Raw genomic sequence first — 15,853 nt, 5'->3', positions numbered from 1 at the left:
CCGCTGGTGCGTGGCGGGTTCGCGCGCTTGACCGGCGCCGAAGCGGCGCTTTAACGTGGGGTTGTTCAGAAATGTAGACGGCAATCATGAATATGGAACCGGGAGAGCTCGTGACGTCAGCCCCTCTCGCCGCTCGACTCGACATCCCCAGCGGACCGCTGTTCTTCCCGGTCACCGCCTACGGCCCCGACGGCTCCGTGGACCTCGACACCTACCGCACGCACGTGCGCCGCGGGGTCGAGGCCGGAGCCGCCGCCGTGTTCGCCTGCTGCGGCACCGGCGAGTTCCACGCGCTCACGCCCGAGGAGTTCGAGGCGTGCGTACGGGTCGCCGTAGAGGCGGCCGAGGGGCGCGTGCCGGTCGTCGCGGGCGCCGGGTACGGCACCGCGCTCGCCGTGCGCTACGCCCGGCTCGCCGGGGCGGCCGGGGCGGACGGGCTGCTCGCCATGCCGCCGTACCTCGTCGTCGCCGGGCAGGAAGGCCTGCTGCGGCACTACCGGGAGATCGCCGCCGCGACCGCCCTGCCGGTCATCGTCTACCAGCGGGACAACGCCGTCTTCACCCCGGAGACCGTCGTCGAACTCGCCCGTACCGACGGGATCATCGGCCTCAAGGACGGGCTCGGCGACCTCGACCTCATGCAGCGCGTCATCAGCGCCGTCCGCTCCGAGGGCCCCGGCGACTTCCTCTACTTCAACGGCCTGCCGACCGCCGAACAGACCCAGCTCGCCTACCGCGCCCTCGGCGTCACGCTCTACTCGTCCGCCGTGTTCTGCTTCGCGCCCGAGATCGCCCTCGCCTTCCACCAGGCGCTCCGCAGCGGCGACGACAGCACCGTGGAGAAGCTGCTGGACGGCTTCTACCGCCCCTTCGTCGAGCTGCGCGCGCAAGGGCGCGGCTACGCCGTCGCCCTCGTCAAGGCCGGCGTACGGCTGCGCGGACTGGACGTGGGGGAGGTGCGGCCCCCGCTGCACGAGCCGACCGAGGATCATGTCAAGCAGCTCGCCGAAGTGATCGAGCGCGGCTACGCGCTGCTTGAGGAGGCCAAGTGAAGGCGTCGGCATTCGTCTACCCCTGGGACGTCAACGGGGACCCGGAGGCGCCCGCGCGGATCGCGGCGCTCGGCGTCGAGCAGGTGACGCTCGCCGCCGCCTACCACTCCACGCGCGCGCTCACCCCCCGCCACCCGCGCCACCGCATCGTCACCGCCGAGCACGCCGCCGTGCTGTACCCGGCGGACGACCGCTGGGAGGGACGGGAGCTGCACCCCTACCCGGCCGGTGACTGGGCCCCCGGGGACGCCTTCGGCGAGGCCGCCGCCGCGCTCACGGACGCCGGCCTGGAGGTCCACACCTGGGTCGTCCTCGCGCACAACTCCCGCCTGGGCGCCGAGCACCCGGGCACCTCGGTCGTCAACGCCTACGGCGACCGCTACCCCTGGGCGCCCTGCATCGCGCAGCCCGCCACGCGCGCGTACCTGACCGACCTGGCGGCGGAGGCGGCCGTACGGCCCGGGGCGCGCGGCACCGAACTGGAGTCGCTCGGCTGGTACGGCCTGCAGCATCTGCACGCCCACGACAAGACCGGCGGCGTCGGCCTCGGCGACGCCGGGCAGTACCTGATGGCGCTGTGCTTCTGCCCGGCCTGCCGGGAGGGCTACGGCCGGCACGGCCTGGACGGCGACGAGCTGGCCGCCGCCGTACGGACCGCGCTGGAGCCGGTGTGGCAGGGGGTGACGCCCTCCGACGGAGGCTGGACGGGCGTCGAGAAGCTCCTGGGTGAGACGCTCGCGAACACCACGCGCGCGTACCGGGACGAAACCGCCCGCACACTCCAGGAGACGGCGGTCCGGGCCGTGCGCGAGGCCGCGCCCGAGGGCTTCCAGGTGCTGCTGCACGCGGACCCGGTGTCCTACCACGTCGGCGCGAACCCCGGGGTCGACCCGGCGCACATCCTGTCCGTCGCCGACGGTGTGGTCGTGCCCTGCGCGGGTGGCACCGGCACCCTGACGCCGTTCGCCCGGCAGGGCAGGCAGGGCGCGGTCATCGCCGCCAACTTCACCGTCGTCTCCGGCATGGGCGGCAGCCCCGGCACCCTCGCCGCCGACGCGTCCGAGGCGCGGCGGCTCGGCGCCACCGAACTGCGGCTGTATCACGCCGGGCTGGCGTCCGACGACGACCTGGAGACGGTCCGTTCCGCTCTCGCCGGGCGCTGAAACAGCGGGGCCGCCGTCACCAGCAGGGCCACGCCCAGGGCCACCAGCACCAGCCGGTGGCTCGCCAGCTCGACCAGGGCGGCCCCGGCGGCCAGTCCGACCACGTTCGGCGTGTACACGAGCGTCGTGGCCGTGGCGGTGACCCGGCCCAGAAGCGGCCCCGGCGTCTCGCGCTGCACCGAGGTCAGCGCGGCGATCAGCACCGCGGGCAGCCCCGCCCCGATCGCCGCGCTGCACACCAGCGCCAGGGGGTCGGACGGCACCGCCCGCAGGGCCACCGCGACGGCCAGCAGGGCGATGCCGTACGCCGCGAAGCGCCGCTCGCCCAGGCGGCGCAGGGCGGTGCCGGAGCACAGGCCGACCACGACCGACCCGGCGCCCTGCACGGCGTACAGCACACCGGCGTACGCGGGGGAGCGCCCGAGGTCGTCGACGACGGCGTAGGCCATCGCCCCGTTCAGGCCGGCGCACAGCATGGTGGCGCTGCCCGCCAGAACCAGAGGGCGCAGCACGGGGTGCGCCCACAGGTGGCGGACGCCCTCGGCGGTCCGCTCCCGACGGCTGCCGGTGGGCGGCGCGGGCTTGTCCTCCCGCACCCGCAGCAGCGCGTACAGGCCCGTGGCCAGGACGAACGTCGCCGCGTCCAGGAGGGCGACACTCGCGCCGCCGTACGCCGCGTACAGGCCCGCGCCCGCCAGCGGGGCCAGGAGCTTCATGCCCTCGGTGGCCGTCATGCGCAGGCCGTTGAAGTCGCCGAGCAGGGACGGGTCGACGGCGGTCGCCACTAGCGCCGACTCGGCCGCGTCGTGTACGACGCCCGCCGCGCCGTACACGAACAGAACCGCGTACAGCAGCCACAGATCGCCCGGGGCGTCGACGCCCACGAGGGTGAGCAGGAGGGTGGCCAGGAGCAGGTTCACGCCGATCAGCAGCGGCTTGCGGCGGCCCCGGTCGGCGAGGGTGCCCAGCAGCGGTCCGGCCAGGGTCGGCAGCCACATGGCGAGCATGCACAGCGCGGCCAGGCCGTCCGAGCCGGTGAGGTCCTTGACCCACACGCCGGACGCCAGCCACAGCGCCGAGGTGCCGAAGCCGGAGACCACCACGCCGAAGAGGTAGAGCCCGGCGTCGCGGTCGCGCAGGACACGCACCACGGGCCAGGTCGTTCTGGTCGTCATGCCTGGTCATCGTGGCGCTAAGGCCCGCGGGCCGGGATCGGGAAAGTGCCGTAGAAAGCGGGCGGCCGCGCGATGAGTTCCGCGGTCGCCGTCGGTCTACCTCCCAGGAACGAAACCAGGAGGCACAGCGGATGACCGACACCACCCCGACCCTCGACCTCGGACCGCAGACGGCGGTCCTGGCGCACCTGGCCGAAGGCGTCACCGACGAGCAACTGGCGGACCCGACGCCCTGCCCGGAGTACACGGTGCGCAACCTGCTGGGCCACCTGGTCGGGCTGACCGTCGCCTTCCGCGACGCCGGCCGCAAGGACCTGGGCGTCACGACCGACACCAGCCCGGGCTCCGCCCTCCCGGACCTCGGGCCCGGCTGGCGGGAGGAGTGGCCCAAGATCCTCGCCGAACTGGCCGAGGCCTGGCGCGACCCGGCAGCCTGGACCGGCATGACCCGGGCCGGAGGCGTGGACCTGCCCGGCGAGATCGCGGGGCTCGTCGCCACCGACGAGCTGGTGATCCACGGCTGGGACCTGGCCCGCGCGACCGGCCAGGCGTACACCCCCTGCCCGGCCGCGCTCCAGGTCTGCCACGACTTCCTCGCCGCGTCGGTCGACGACCCCGGCCGGGGCGAGATCTTCGCCCCCGTCGTCCCCGTCGAGCCGGACGCGCCCCTGCTGGACCGGGCGGTGGGGCTGAGCGGGCGGGAACCGGGCTGGACGCGGCGGTGATGAGGGCGCAGGGCCGGGCACCGGACTGAGCGGCCCCGCGGCCGCTGCCGCTCGCACCGGCGAGGCGGCGGGAGGCGGGCTGAGTGCGCGGCCGCGGGGTTTCGGCCGCTCGGGGAGTATGCCGGGGCGAGGGTGCGTGACGGGAAGCGGCCGGCCACGACCGGCCCGGGGTGGCGTCCCCGCCGGGCGGGCCGTCGGGATCGCCGAGGCCTCCCGCCCCGGGGGGCGTCCTAGCCGGGCGGGCCGTCGGCGCGGGTCCGGCAGGGCGGACGGATCGCCGAGGCCCCTGCCCCGGGGGTGGGTGGTGGTGGGCTGGGGGCCGGGCGTGGGGTTTCGGCCGCTCGGGGAGTATCGCGTGGCGAGGGGCGCGTGACGGGGAATGGCCGGCCGCGACCGGCCGGGGGTGGTGTCCCTGCCGGGCGGGCCGTCGGCGCGGGTCCGGCAGGGCGGGCGGATCGCCGAGGCTCCCGCCGCGGGGGTGGGTGGTGGTGGGCTGGGGGCCGGGCGTGGGGTTTCGGCCGCTCGGGGAGTGTCCCGGGGCGAGGGGCGCGTGATGGGAAGCGGCTGACCGCGACCGGCCCGGGGTGGCGTCCCCGCCGGGCGGGCCGTCGGGATCGCCGAGGCCTCCCGCCGCGGGGGTGGCCGGTGGTGGGCTGAGGGCCGGGCGTGGGACTCACCGTTCCGTATCCCCGGGAAAATCAGGCGGCGCGTACGGTGAGGCGGCACGTAGCCTCCCCGCATGTCCCTCACCCTCACCGTCCTCGGGACGGCCTCCCCGCACCCGCGGCCCGACCGTCCCTGCTCCGGATACCTGCTGCGCGGCGGGGGCGCCGAGGTGTGGGTGGACGCGGGGCCCGGGACCTTCGCCGAGTTGCAGCGGCACACCGATCCGGCGCGGCTCACCGCTGTGTGGATCTCGCACCTGCACGCCGACCACTGTGCCGACCTGCTGTCCGCGGTGTACGGCCTGGCGTACGGCGGGCTCACCCCGCCCGTACCCGTACCGGTGTACGCCCCGGCGGGGTGCGCGCAGCGTCTCGCCGGGTTCTTCGGGCGGCCCGACGTGGACTTCCTGAAGGGCATCCTGGACTTCCGGAGCCTGCACGACGGACACCGGGCGCACCACGGCGACCTGGTCCTCACGGCCCGGGCCGTCGATCACGACGTCGAGGCGTACGGCCTGCGTGCCGAGGCCGGCGGGCGGGTTCTCGCCTACTCCGGCGACAGCGGCCCCTGCCCGGGCCTGACCGGACTCGCCCGGGACGCCGACCTGTTCCTCTGCGAGGCAGACATCGACGAGCATCGCGAGGGCGAACAGGTCCATCTCACCCCTGAGGACGCCGGCACGACCGCCCGCCGGGCGGGCGCGAGGGAGTTGCTCGTCACGCACGTCGGGCCCACGCTCACCCCCGAGGAGGCGACCGCACGAGCCGCCTCCGCCTTCGGCGGGCCCACCGCCACCGCGCACCCGGGTCTCACCAGGAGCGTGTGAACGGCGGCACATCTTCTTCGTCAGAAGCATTGACGAAACAAACGCGCCCTCCTACCGTCATCGCGTCGTACTTCGTACGTCATATATGAGACGCGATACGCGAGATCCGATACGCGATCCCTCCGGGGCGCGAGATCCGAGAGGCGCGCATGACCTCTGTGCCCACGCCGATCCCCTCCCGCACGCAGTACGTGCTGGAGGGGATCAAACACCGCATCCTCACCGGGCAGTTGACGCCGGGCCAGGCCCTGGTCGAGACCGAGCTCGCCGCGCAGTTCGGGGTGTCGAAGACCCCGGTGCGCGAGGCGCTCAAGACCCTCGCCGGGACCGGGCTCGTCGTGATGAGCCAGTACAAGGGCGTCACGGTGCGCATGGTGGACGCGGACATGGCGCGCGAGGTCTACGACGTCCGGCTGCTGCTGGAGCCCGAGGCGCTGAAGCGGGCCGTGCACCGCGGGGCCTCCCTGGAGGCCGCCCGCACTGCGCTGACCAGGGCCGACGCCGCCACCGACACCGCCGAACGCTCCCTGGCCAACCGGGAGTTCCACCGCGCCCTGTACCTGCCGTGCGGCAACCCGCTGCTCGGCCGGATGCTCGACGAGGTCCGTGACCAGGCCGCCCTCGTCTCCGCCGTCGCGTGGGCCGCCTCGCCCTCCTGGGAGCGGGAGGCCGGCGAGCACCGCGAGATCCTCCGGCTCGCCCTCGACGGCGACGCCGACGGCGCGGCCCGCGCCCTGCACTCCCACATCGCGTCCTTCGTGCAGCGTGCTTTCCCCCAGGCAGGACTGGAACAGGAAGGTCAGGAATGAGCAGCGTGGCGTTCGAGACCCAGCGGGCGGCCCTGGCCGACGTGGTGGCGATCCCGGTGACGCCGTTCGCCGAGGACGGCTCCGTCGAGCAGGACACCTACCGGGCCCTGCTGCGCCGTCTGCTCGACGGCGGTGTCACCACCCTCACCCCGAACGGCAACACCGGCGAGTTCTACGCCCTGACCCCCGAGGAGCGCCGGCTCGTCACGGAGCTGACGATCGACGAGGCAGGAGAGCGGGCCGTCGTCCTGGTCGGTGTCGGGCACGACATCCCGACCGCCGTCGCCTCCGCCCGGCACGCCCGTGACCTCGGCGCCCAGATGGTGATGGTCCACCAGCCCGTCCACCCGTACGTCTCCCAGGCCGGCTGGGTCGACTACCACCGGGACATCGCACAGGCCGTGCCGGAGCTGGGCGTCGTCCCGTACATCCGCAACGCGCAGCTCCCCGGTGCCCGGCTCGCCGAACTCGCCGACGCCTGCCCGAACGTCATCGGCGTCAAGTACGCCGTCCCGGACGCCGCCAAGTTCGCCGCCTTCGCCCGGGACGCCGGGCTGGAACGGTTCGTGTGGGTGGCAGGACTCGCCGAGCCCTACGCGCCCTCCTACTTCTCCGCGGGCGCCACCGGCTTCACCTCCGGGCTGGTGAACGTGGCCCCGGCCGTCTCCCTGAACATGATCGAGGCGCTGCGCTCCGGCGACTACCCGGCCGCCATGAAGGTCTGGGAGCAGATCCGCCGCTTCGAGGAACTGCGCGCCGACAGCGGCTCCGCCAACAACGTCACCGTCGTCAAGGAGGCCCTCGCCTCACTCGGGCTGTGCCGCCGCGAGGTCCGCCCGCCGAGCCGGACCCTCCGGGAGGACGAGCGCGCCGAGGTAGCCGCGATCGCCGCGGGGTGGTCGATATGACCGGCCGACTGCGTCCCGAGGACCTCAGGAGCCACCAGTGGTACGGCGCCGAGGGCCAGCTGCGCACCTGGTCGCACAACGCCCGGATGCGCCAGCTCGGTTACGAGGCGGAGGAGTACCAGGGCCGCCCGGTGATCGCCGTCCTGAACACCTGGTCCGACATCAACCCCTGCCACGTCCACCTGCGCGAGCGGGCCGAGGCGGTCAAGCGGGGCGTGTGGCAGTCCGGCGGCTTCCCGCTGGAGTTCCCGGTCGCCACGCTCTCCGAGACGTACCAGAAGCCGACCCCGATGCTCTACCGCAACCTCCTCGCGATGGAGACGGAGGAGCTGCTGCGGTCGTACCCGATCGACGCGGCGGTGCTGCTCGGCGGCTGCGACAAGTCGACGCCCGCGCTGCTCATGGGCGCGGCCTCGGCCGACGTACCGGCCCTCTTCGTGCCCGCGGGGCCGATGCTGCCGGGCCACTGGCGCGGCGAGACCCTCGGGTCCGGCACCGACATGTGGAAGTACTGGGACGAGCACCGCGCGGGCAACCTGACCGACTGTGAACTGCGGGAGCTGCAGGGCGGGCTGGCCCGTTCACCCGGTCACTGCATGACCATGGGGACCGCGTCCACGATGACCGCGGCGGCGGAAGCCCTCGGCATGACCCTGCCGGGCGCCTCCTCGATCCCCGCCGTCGACTCCGGGCACGAGCGGATGGCCGCCGCCTCCGGACGCCGTGCCGTGGAGCTGGCCTGGACCGCGCTCAAGCCGTCCCGGATCCTGACCCCCGAGGCCTTCGAGGACGCCGTCACCACGGTGCTCGGGCTCGGCGGCTCCACCAACGCCGTCATCCACCTGATCGCGATGGCGGGACGCTGCGGGGTCGGCCTCACCCTCGACGACTTCGACCGCATCGCCCGCACCGTCCCGGTGCTCGCCAACGTCCGGCCCGGCGGACAGACGTACCTCATGGAGGACTTCTACTTCGCCGGCGGCCTGCCCGCCTTCCTCTCGCGGATCACCGACCTGCTGCACCTGGACCGGCCCACCGTCAACGGCACCCTGGGAGAGCAGATCGCGGGCGCCGTCGTGCACAACGACGACGTCATCCGGACCCGGGACAACCCGGTCGCGAAGGAGGGCGGGGTCGCCGTGCTGCGCGGCAACCTCTGCCCGGACGGCGCCGTCATCAAGCACATCTCCGCCGAGCGGCACCTGCTCAAGCACACCGGGCCCGCTGTCGTCTTCGACGACTACAAGACCATGCAGCGCACCATCAACGACCCGGCGCTCGGCATCACCCCCGACCACGTGCTCGTGCTGCGGAACGCCGGTCCCAAGGGCGGCCCGGGCATGCCCGAGTACGGGATGCTGCCGCTGCCCGACTACCTGCTCAAGCAGGGCGTGCGGGACATGGTCCGCATCTCCGACGCCCGGATGAGCGGCACGAGTTACGGCGCTTGTGTGCTGCACGTCGCTCCCGAGTCGTACGTGGGCGGACCGCTCGCCCTCGTCCGCACCGGCGACTCCATCACCCTCGACGTCGAGGCGCGCACCCTCCACCTCCACGTGGACGACGAGGAGCTGGAGCGGCGCAGGGCGGACTGGACGCCGCCGCCCACCCGGTACGAGCGCGGCTACGGCGCGCTCTACAACGAGCAGATCACGCAGGCCGACACCGGCTGCGACTTCGAGTTCCTGGCCCGCACGGGCAAGGTGCAGGACCCGTACGCGGGCTGAACCACCGCACCACCCCGGCACCACCTTTGCTCCTCAGCACGACCCGGCACGACCCTGCCCGGGAAGAAAGCGCTTCCCGTGCACCGACGCACGACGTACCACGACGTACTGAGAACGGAGAACAGTCATGGCCCAAGCCGCAGCCGTGGCGAAACCGCCCGCGCCACCCCGGCGGCGCCGTGCCTCCGCCACACCGCGCAGGCTCCCGTACCTGCTGATCGCACCGGCCGCCCTGCTCATGCTGGGCTTCATCGCCTACCCGGTCATCAGCGTCTTCTACTACAGCCTGCAGAACTACAACCCCACCAAGCCGTGGCGCAACGGATACGCGGGCCTCGACAACTTCGTCCACGCCTTCACCGAGGACCCGGTCTTCTGGGACACCCTCGTCTTCAGCGCCAAGTGGGTCTTCGTCGAGGTCGGCCTCCAGCTCCTGTTCGGTCTCGCGCTCGCCCTCATCGTCAACCAGACCTTCGTGGGCCGGGGCCTGGGACGCGCGATGGTCTTCTCCCCGTGGGCCGTCTCCGGCGTGCTCACCTCCGCGATCTGGGTGCTGCTCTACAACTCCCAGACGGGCATCACCCGTTACCTCGCGGACATCGGCATCGGCTCCTACGGGACCAGCTGGCTGTCGGACACCTCCACCGTCTTCCCGGCGGCGATCGTCGCCGACCTGTGGCGCGGGGTGCCGTTCTTCGCGATCCTCATCCTCGCCGACCTCCAGTCCGTCTCGAAGGACCTCTACGAGGCCGCCGAGGTCGACGGGGCCAGCCGCCTCAAGCAGTTCTGGCACATCACGCTGCCCCATCTGAAGGACGCCATCATCCTGTCCACGCTGCTGCGCGCCGTCTGGGAGTTCAACAACGTCGACCTGCTCTACACACTGACCGGCGGCGGCCCGGCGGGGGAGACCACGACCCTCCCGCTCTACATCGCCAACACCTCGGTCGACGCCCACAACTTCGGCTACGCGTCCGCCCTGACCACGGTCGCGTTCGTGATCCTGCTCTTCTGCTCGATGGTCTATCTGCGGCTGAGCAAGTTCGGAGGCGAGAGCAAGTGAGCGTCAAGGAAGCCACCAAGGCGGCGCCCGCTCCGGCGCCCACGGCCCCCGAACCGCCGCGTCCCTCCAAGGGGAAGCGCGCCTGGGACGAGGCGCCCCGCTGGCAGATCTACCTGCCCCTGGGGATCTACCTGGTCTTCACCCTCATCCCCTTCTACTGGATCCTGCTGTTCGCCCTGCGCCCGGCCGGCTCGACCTCGCTCGTGCCCTGGCCGATGACCTTCGACCACTTCGAGAAGGTCTGGACGGAGCGCAGCTTCGGCACCTACTTCGCCAACAGCGTCCTCGTCGGTGTCGCCACCCTGGTCATGACGACCCTCGTCGCCCTGGCCGGCGGCTACGCCCTCGCCCGGTTCGACTTCAAGATCAAGCGGGCGTTCATGCTCGCGCTGCTCTGCTCCCAGTTCGTGCCCGGCGCACTGCTGCTGGTTCCGCTGTTCGAGATCTTCGCCGAACTCCAGATGATCAACAGCCTCGGCAGTGTCATCCTCGCCGAGACGGTCTTCCAGCTGCCGCTGTCGATGATCCTGATCAGCAACTTCATCAAGAACGTGCCGTACTCCCTGGAGGAGGCGGCCTGGGTGGACGGCTGCAACCGCATGACGGCCTTCCGGATCGTCGTGCTGCCGCTGCTGCGGCCGGGCCTGATCGCCGTCGGCTCCTTCGCCTTCGTGCACTCCTGGAACCACTTCCTGTTCGCCCTGATGTTCCTCAACAACCAGGACAAGCAGACCATCCCGGTCGGCCTGAACACCCTGATGAGCGCGGACAGCGTCGACCTGGGCGCCCTCGCCGCGGGCGGCATCATCGCGGCCGTGCCGGTCGTGCTCGTGTTCGCCTTCATCCAGAAGTGGCTGATCACAGGCTTCAGCGCGGGGGCGGTGAAGGGATGAGACTGCGCCAACTCGCCGTCGCGGCAGGGCTGGTGGGCGTGCTCTGCGTCCCCGCGCACGCCGAGGCACGAGACATCGGCCGCGACACCCTGCCCGCGAACGACGGCTGGGCCTCCGAGGGGGCGGGCACCACCGGAGGGGCCGCGGCCGACGACGCCCACGTCTTCACCGTCTCCGACCGGGCCGAGCTGGTCCGCGCCCTGGACGGCGGCAGCGACACCCCGAAGATCATCAGGATCGCCGGGACCATCGACGCCAACACCGACGACGACGGCGACCGTCTCGACTGCTCCGACTACGCCACCGGCGGCTACAGCCTGAAGAAGTACCTCGCCGCCTACGACCCCCGCACCTGGGGCGCCGCCAAGCCCAGCGGCCCGCAGGAGGAGGCCCGCCAGGCCTCCGCCGCCCGGCAGGCCGAGCGGGTCGTGCTGCCCGTCGGCTCCAACACCACGATCGTCGGGCTCGGCGACTCGGCCGTCCTGAAGGGCGCGAGCCTCCAGGTGCGGAACGCGGACAACGTGATCATCCGCAACCTCGACATCCGCGACGCCTACGACTGCTTCCCCGTCTGGCAGCCCAACACCGGCGGCCTCGGCGACTGGAAGACGGCGTACGACACGATCTGGCTGGCCGGCGCAACACACGTGTGGGTCGACCATGTGACGCTGAGCGACAAGGGCCACCCGGACGCCGAGGAGCCCACCCACTTCGCCCGCAACTACCTGCGCCACGACGGACTGCTGGACATCACCAACGGTTCGGACCTGGTGACCGTCTCCTGGAGCCGGTTCGCCGACCACGACAAGGCGATGCTCATCGGCAACGGCGACACCGCCACCGGCGACCGCGGCAAGCTCCGGGTCACCCTGCACCACAACGAGTTCGAGTCGGTCGTCCAGCGCGCCCCGCGCGTCCGCTTCGGCCAGGTGCACCTCTACAACAACCGCTACGAGATCACCGGCGACGACTACCGCTACTCCCTCGGCGTCTCCACCGAGTCGAAGATCTACGCCGAGAACAACGCCTTCCACGCCCCCGGCCACGTCGAGGTCGCCGACCTGGTCAAGAGCTGGAACGGCAGCGCCCTGCACCAGAGCGGCACCCTCTTCAACGGCTTTCCGGTCGACCTGCTCACGATCTACAACGCCTACAACTCGGGCAGCGAGCGCGACCTGACGGGCGACGTCGGCTGGACGCCCGCCCTGCACGGGCCGGTCGACAGCGCCGCCGCGGCCGACCGGGCGGTGGCCCGCGGCGCGGGTGCGGGGAGGATCCCATGACCGGTCGCATGATCGACTCCATGAACACACCTCTGCCCGTCGTCCTCGCCGGCGCCCGGGGCCACGGCCGCTGGCACGTCGAGAACATCCGCCGCCTCCAGGAGCAGGGCCTCGTCCGGCTGGCCGGCGTCTGCGAACTGACGCCGCTGACCGAGGCGGAGCTCGACGGCCTGGGCACGCCCGAGCAGTCCGCCGACTTCGGCGCCCTGCTGGACTCCACCGGTGCCCGGATCGCCGTGATCTGCACACCGATCCCCACGCACACCGACCTGGCGCTCACGGCGGCCCAGCGGGGCGTGCACCTCCTGCTGGAGAAGCCGCCCGCCCCCTCGTACGCGGAGTTCCGCCGGATGGCCGACGGGGTCGCGGCGGCCGGGGTCGTCTGCCAGATCGGCTTCCAGTCGCTGGGCTCGCACGCCCTGCCCGCCATCCGCGAGCTGGTCGCCGAGGGCGCGATCGGCCGGCTGGTCGGGCTCGGCGGGGCCGGTGCCTGGGTGCGCGACGAGGACTACTTCCGGCGGGCGCCCTGGGCGGGCAAACGGCGGATGGGCGGCGTCGACGTGATCGACGGGGCGCTGACCAACCCGCTCGCCCATGCCGTCGCCACCGCCCTGGCCCTCGGCGGCAGCACCCGCGCCGAGGACGTCACCGAGATCGAGACCGAACTGCTGCGCGCCAACGCCATCGAATCCGACGACACCTCCTGCGTCCGGATCACCACCGCCCAGGGTCACCCGGTCACCGTCGCCGCGACCCTGTGCGCCGAGCGGGCGGACGAACCGTACGTCCTCGTGCACGGCAGCACCGGCCGGATCACCTTCTGGTACAAGCAGGACCGCGTGCTGCTCCAGCGCGCGGGGCACGGCCCGGAGGAGTTCGAGCACGGCCGCACCGACCTGCTGGAGAACCTCGTCGCGCACCTCACCACCGGCGCCGACCTGCTGGTCCCGCCGGAGGAGACCGGCGCCTTCATGAAGGTCGTGGAGGCCATCCGCACGGCTCCCGACCCGGCGCCGCTGCCCGACACCGCCTGGCACCGGATCCCCGGCGAGAACCGGCGGGTGGTCCCCGGCATCGACGGGCTCGTCGCGGCCGCCGCCGACACCCTCTCCCTCTACTCCGAGCTGGGCGCCCCCTGGGCACTGGGCGCGGAGCACCTGCCGAAAGAGGTGAGCACCAGATGACCAGCAGCAACGACACTGCGGTGCTGCGTGTCGCGGGACGGCCGGTCGGCCGGTACGTCACCCGGCCCGAGCTGCCGGCCCGGCTCTCCCCGCGGCCCTATCTGCACCCCGTCACCACCCTGGCCGGCACGGCGGTCACCGAGCTGACCCCCGCCGACCACGCACACCACCTCGGCGTCGGTGTCGCCGTTCCCGACGTCGAGGGGTTCAACTTCTGGGGCGGACGCACCTACGTCCGCGACCAGGGCCCGACCGAGCTGGACAACCACGGCGCCCAGCGGCACGTCGCCTTCCAGCTGCGCGACCCGGACGGCTTCGTGGAGGAGCTGCGCTGGGTCGCCGCGGGCGGCGAGCTGCTGCGCGAGCGCCGTACGGTCGCGGCCACCGAACTCACCGACCAGGCCTGGGCGCTGGACCTCACCTTCTCCCTCACCAACGTCACCAAGGACCCGCTGTCGATCGGCAGCCCCGCGACCAACGGGCGACCGGGTGCGGCCTACGGCGGATTCTTCTGGCGGGCCCGCAAGGAGTCCGCCGCGCCGGAGGTCTTCTCGGCCGGGGCCGAGGGCGAGGAGCAGGTCCACGGCCGGCCCGCCGACTGGCTCGCCCTGCGGGGCGGCACCTGGACGCTGGTCTTCGCCGGCGCCACCGAACAGACCCGCCGCGACCCGTGGTTCGTGCGCACCGAGGAGTACCCGGGCGTCGGCTCCTCGCTGGCTCACGGTGAACGGCTGCCCGTCCCGCCGGGCGAGACCGTCGTCCGCCGCGTGGTCACCGTCGTCGCCGACGGCCGGCTCGACCGGGACGCCGCGGCGGCCCTCGTCCGCAAGGCGGTGAGCCCGTGACCACCGAGACCTACCGCAACCCGGTCCTCGACGCCGACTGGTCCGACCCGGACGTCGTCCGCGTCGGCGACGACTTCTACCTGACGGCCTCCAGCTTCGGCCGCGCCCCCGGGCTGCCCTTACTCCACTCCCGCGACCTGGTGAACTGGACGCTGGTCGGCCACGCCCTCGAACGCCTGGAACCGGCTGAGGAGTTCGCCAGGCCCCGCCACGACTGCGGCGTCTGGGCCCCGTCCCTCAGGTACCACGACGAACGCTTCTGGATCTTCTGGGGCGACCCCGACCAGGGCATCTTCCAGGTCAACGCCCCGGAGATCAGAGGCCCCTGGAGCCGCCCGCACCTGCTGAAGGCCGGCAGGGGCCTGATCGACCCCTGCCCCCTGTGGGACGAGGAGACCGGCGAGGCCTATCTCGTCCACGCCTGGGCCAAGTCCCGCTCCGGCATCAAGAACCGCCTCACCGGGCACCGGATGCGCCCCGACGGCACCGAACTCCTCGACGAGGGCAAGGTGATCGTCGACGGCGACCGCATACCCGGCTGGTTCACCCTCGAAGGTCCCAAGCTCTACCGGCACGACGGCTGGTTCTGGATCTTCGCCCCCGCCGGGGGAGTCGAGACCGGCTGGCAGGGCGCCTTCCGCTCGCGCGGCTTCTTCGGGCCGTACGAGGAGCGGATCGTCCTGGAGCAGAAGGACACCGACGTCAACGGCCCCCACCAGGGCGGCTGGGTGCGCACCGCCTCGGGCGAGGACTGGTTCCTGCACTTCCAGCAGCGCGGCCCCTACGGCCGGGTCGTGCACCTGCAGCCGATGCGCTGGGGCGCGGACGGCTGGCCGGTGCTCGGGGACGACGGCGCCCCCGTCGCCGTACACAAGAAGCCCGGTCTGCCGCCGCAGCCGCCCGCCGCGCCCGCCACCGACGACGACTTCCCCGGCGGACGGTACGGCCGCCAGTGGCAGTGGACCGCCAACCCGGGCGACGGCTGGGCCACCCAGCACTCCGGGGACGGGCTCCGGCTGACCTGCGTCCGCTCGGCCGACGCGCAGGACCTGCGCACACTGCCGAACGTGCTCACCCAGCGGCTGCCCGGCACACCCTGCACGGTCGAGGTGGAGCTGCGGCTCGACAGCGACGAGCCCGGGGCCCGGGCCGGTCTCGCGGTCCTCGGGGACGCCTTCGGCTGGATCGGCCTCCAGCGGGGCGCGGACGGGACCGCGCACCTCGTGCACCGCTTCGCCGAGGCCGTCGCGGACGCCGAGCGCGACGCCGCCCACCCGCGGCTCGCACCCGGGGACCGGGCCCGGCTGCGGATCGAGATCGGCGCGGGCGCCCGCTGCCGCTTCTCGGCCGACGTCGGCGACGGCTTCCGGCCGTCGGGCCCGGTCTTCGCCGCCACCCCGTGGCGCTGGGTCGGCGCCCTGCTCGGCCTCGTCGCCCTCGCGCCCGCCGGTCAGGGACACGCCGGCGCGGCCACTTTCACCCAGTTCCGGATCAGCGCCTCGTAAAGCACCTCAGCCGTAAGCCTGTTGGGAGC

At 72.8% G+C, this 15,853-nt stretch carries 14 protein-coding genes; 13 read left to right on the top strand and 1 reads right to left on the bottom strand.

Features of this window, described 5'->3' with window-relative positions; all coding sequences use genetic code 11:
* Positions 1-110: 110 nt before the first annotated feature.
* Both ACH4G3_RS26405 and ACH4G3_RS26400 read left to right on the top strand, forming a co-directional pair.
* Positions 111-1,052, top strand: a complete 942-nt coding sequence (locus ACH4G3_RS26405) for a 5-dehydro-4-deoxyglucarate dehydratase (protein WP_397626842.1) — start codon at positions 111-113, stop codon at positions 1,050-1,052.
* On the top strand, positions 1,049-2,215 hold the full coding sequence (locus tag ACH4G3_RS26400) for a hypothetical protein (RefSeq protein WP_397626841.1): 1,167 nt from the start codon (positions 1,049-1,051) through the stop codon (positions 2,213-2,215). Before ACH4G3_RS26405 ends, ACH4G3_RS26400 begins: the two co-directional genes overlap by 4 nt.
* Here the strand turns inward: ACH4G3_RS26400 and ACH4G3_RS26395 are convergent.
* A complete protein-coding gene (locus ACH4G3_RS26395) occupies positions 2,152-3,390 on the bottom strand; it encodes an MFS transporter (protein ID WP_397626840.1) in 1,239 nt (412 codons plus the stop codon). The two genes, ACH4G3_RS26400 and ACH4G3_RS26395, sit on opposite strands and share 64 nt — an antisense overlap.
* Before the next feature lie 131 nt (positions 3,391-3,521).
* On the opposite strand from ACH4G3_RS26395, the gene ACH4G3_RS26390 reads away from it, so the two are divergent.
* The 11 genes from ACH4G3_RS26390 (at position 3,522) to ACH4G3_RS26340 (ending at position 15,824) form a co-directional block, all read left to right on the top strand.
* A complete protein-coding gene (locus ACH4G3_RS26390; protein WP_397626839.1) occupies positions 3,522-4,115 on the top strand; it encodes a TIGR03086 family metal-binding protein in 594 nt (197 codons plus the stop codon).
* Between the two features lie 739 nt (positions 4,116-4,854).
* The gene (locus tag ACH4G3_RS26385; protein WP_397626838.1) at positions 4,855-5,607 is read left to right on the top strand and encodes an MBL fold metallo-hydrolase; all 753 of its coding nucleotides are present in this window, start codon (positions 4,855-4,857) and stop codon (positions 5,605-5,607) included.
* 149 nt (positions 5,608-5,756) lie between these two features.
* Positions 5,757-6,416, top strand: a complete 660-nt coding sequence (locus ACH4G3_RS26380; protein ID WP_354739271.1) for a GntR family transcriptional regulator — start codon at positions 5,757-5,759, stop codon at positions 6,414-6,416.
* Complete coding sequence (locus ACH4G3_RS26375; protein ID WP_397626837.1) at positions 6,413-7,324, top strand: dihydrodipicolinate synthase family protein; 912 nt, start codon at positions 6,413-6,415, stop codon at positions 7,322-7,324. Before ACH4G3_RS26380 ends, ACH4G3_RS26375 begins: the two co-directional genes overlap by 4 nt.
* Positions 7,321-9,051 (top strand): L-arabinonate dehydratase, encoded by a 1,731-nt coding sequence (gene araD / locus ACH4G3_RS26370; protein ID WP_397626836.1) that lies wholly within the window; start codon positions 7,321-7,323, stop codon positions 9,049-9,051. Before ACH4G3_RS26375 ends, araD begins: the two co-directional genes overlap by 4 nt.
* Positions 9,052-9,178: 127 nt before the next feature.
* On the top strand, positions 9,179-10,114 hold the full coding sequence (locus ACH4G3_RS26365; protein WP_354739277.1) for a carbohydrate ABC transporter permease: 936 nt from the start codon (positions 9,179-9,181) through the stop codon (positions 10,112-10,114).
* Complete coding sequence (locus tag ACH4G3_RS26360; RefSeq protein WP_397626835.1) at positions 10,111-11,007, top strand: carbohydrate ABC transporter permease; 897 nt, start codon at positions 10,111-10,113, stop codon at positions 11,005-11,007. Before ACH4G3_RS26365 ends, ACH4G3_RS26360 begins: the two co-directional genes overlap by 4 nt.
* Complete coding sequence (locus ACH4G3_RS26355) at positions 11,004-12,290, top strand: pectate lyase family protein (RefSeq protein WP_397626834.1); 1,287 nt, start codon at positions 11,004-11,006, stop codon at positions 12,288-12,290. The genes ACH4G3_RS26360 and ACH4G3_RS26355 overlap by 4 nt, the downstream gene beginning before the upstream one ends.
* On the top strand, positions 12,287-13,474 hold the full coding sequence (locus ACH4G3_RS26350; RefSeq protein WP_397626833.1) for a Gfo/Idh/MocA family protein: 1,188 nt from the start codon (positions 12,287-12,289) through the stop codon (positions 13,472-13,474). Before ACH4G3_RS26355 ends, ACH4G3_RS26350 begins: the two co-directional genes overlap by 4 nt.
* Positions 13,471-14,319 carry a DUF6807 domain-containing protein gene (locus tag ACH4G3_RS26345; protein ID WP_397626832.1) on the top strand — a complete coding sequence of 283 codons (849 nt, stop codon included), beginning with the start codon at positions 13,471-13,473 and terminating at the stop codon, positions 14,317-14,319. The genes ACH4G3_RS26350 and ACH4G3_RS26345 overlap by 4 nt, the downstream gene beginning before the upstream one ends.
* The gene (locus tag ACH4G3_RS26340) at positions 14,316-15,824 is read left to right on the top strand and encodes a glycoside hydrolase family 43 protein (RefSeq protein ID WP_397626831.1); all 1,509 of its coding nucleotides are present in this window, start codon (positions 14,316-14,318) and stop codon (positions 15,822-15,824) included. Before ACH4G3_RS26345 ends, ACH4G3_RS26340 begins: the two co-directional genes overlap by 4 nt.
* Positions 15,825-15,853: the final 29 nt, after the last annotated feature.

The sequence above is a fragment of the Streptomyces afghaniensis genome, from assembly GCF_044327915.1.
Taxonomy (GTDB): Bacteria; Actinomycetota; Actinomycetes; order Streptomycetales; family Streptomycetaceae; genus Streptomyces; species Streptomyces afghaniensis.
Note: the sequence above shows the minus strand (reverse complement) of the source record. Positions and strands in the feature narration are given on the sequence as shown.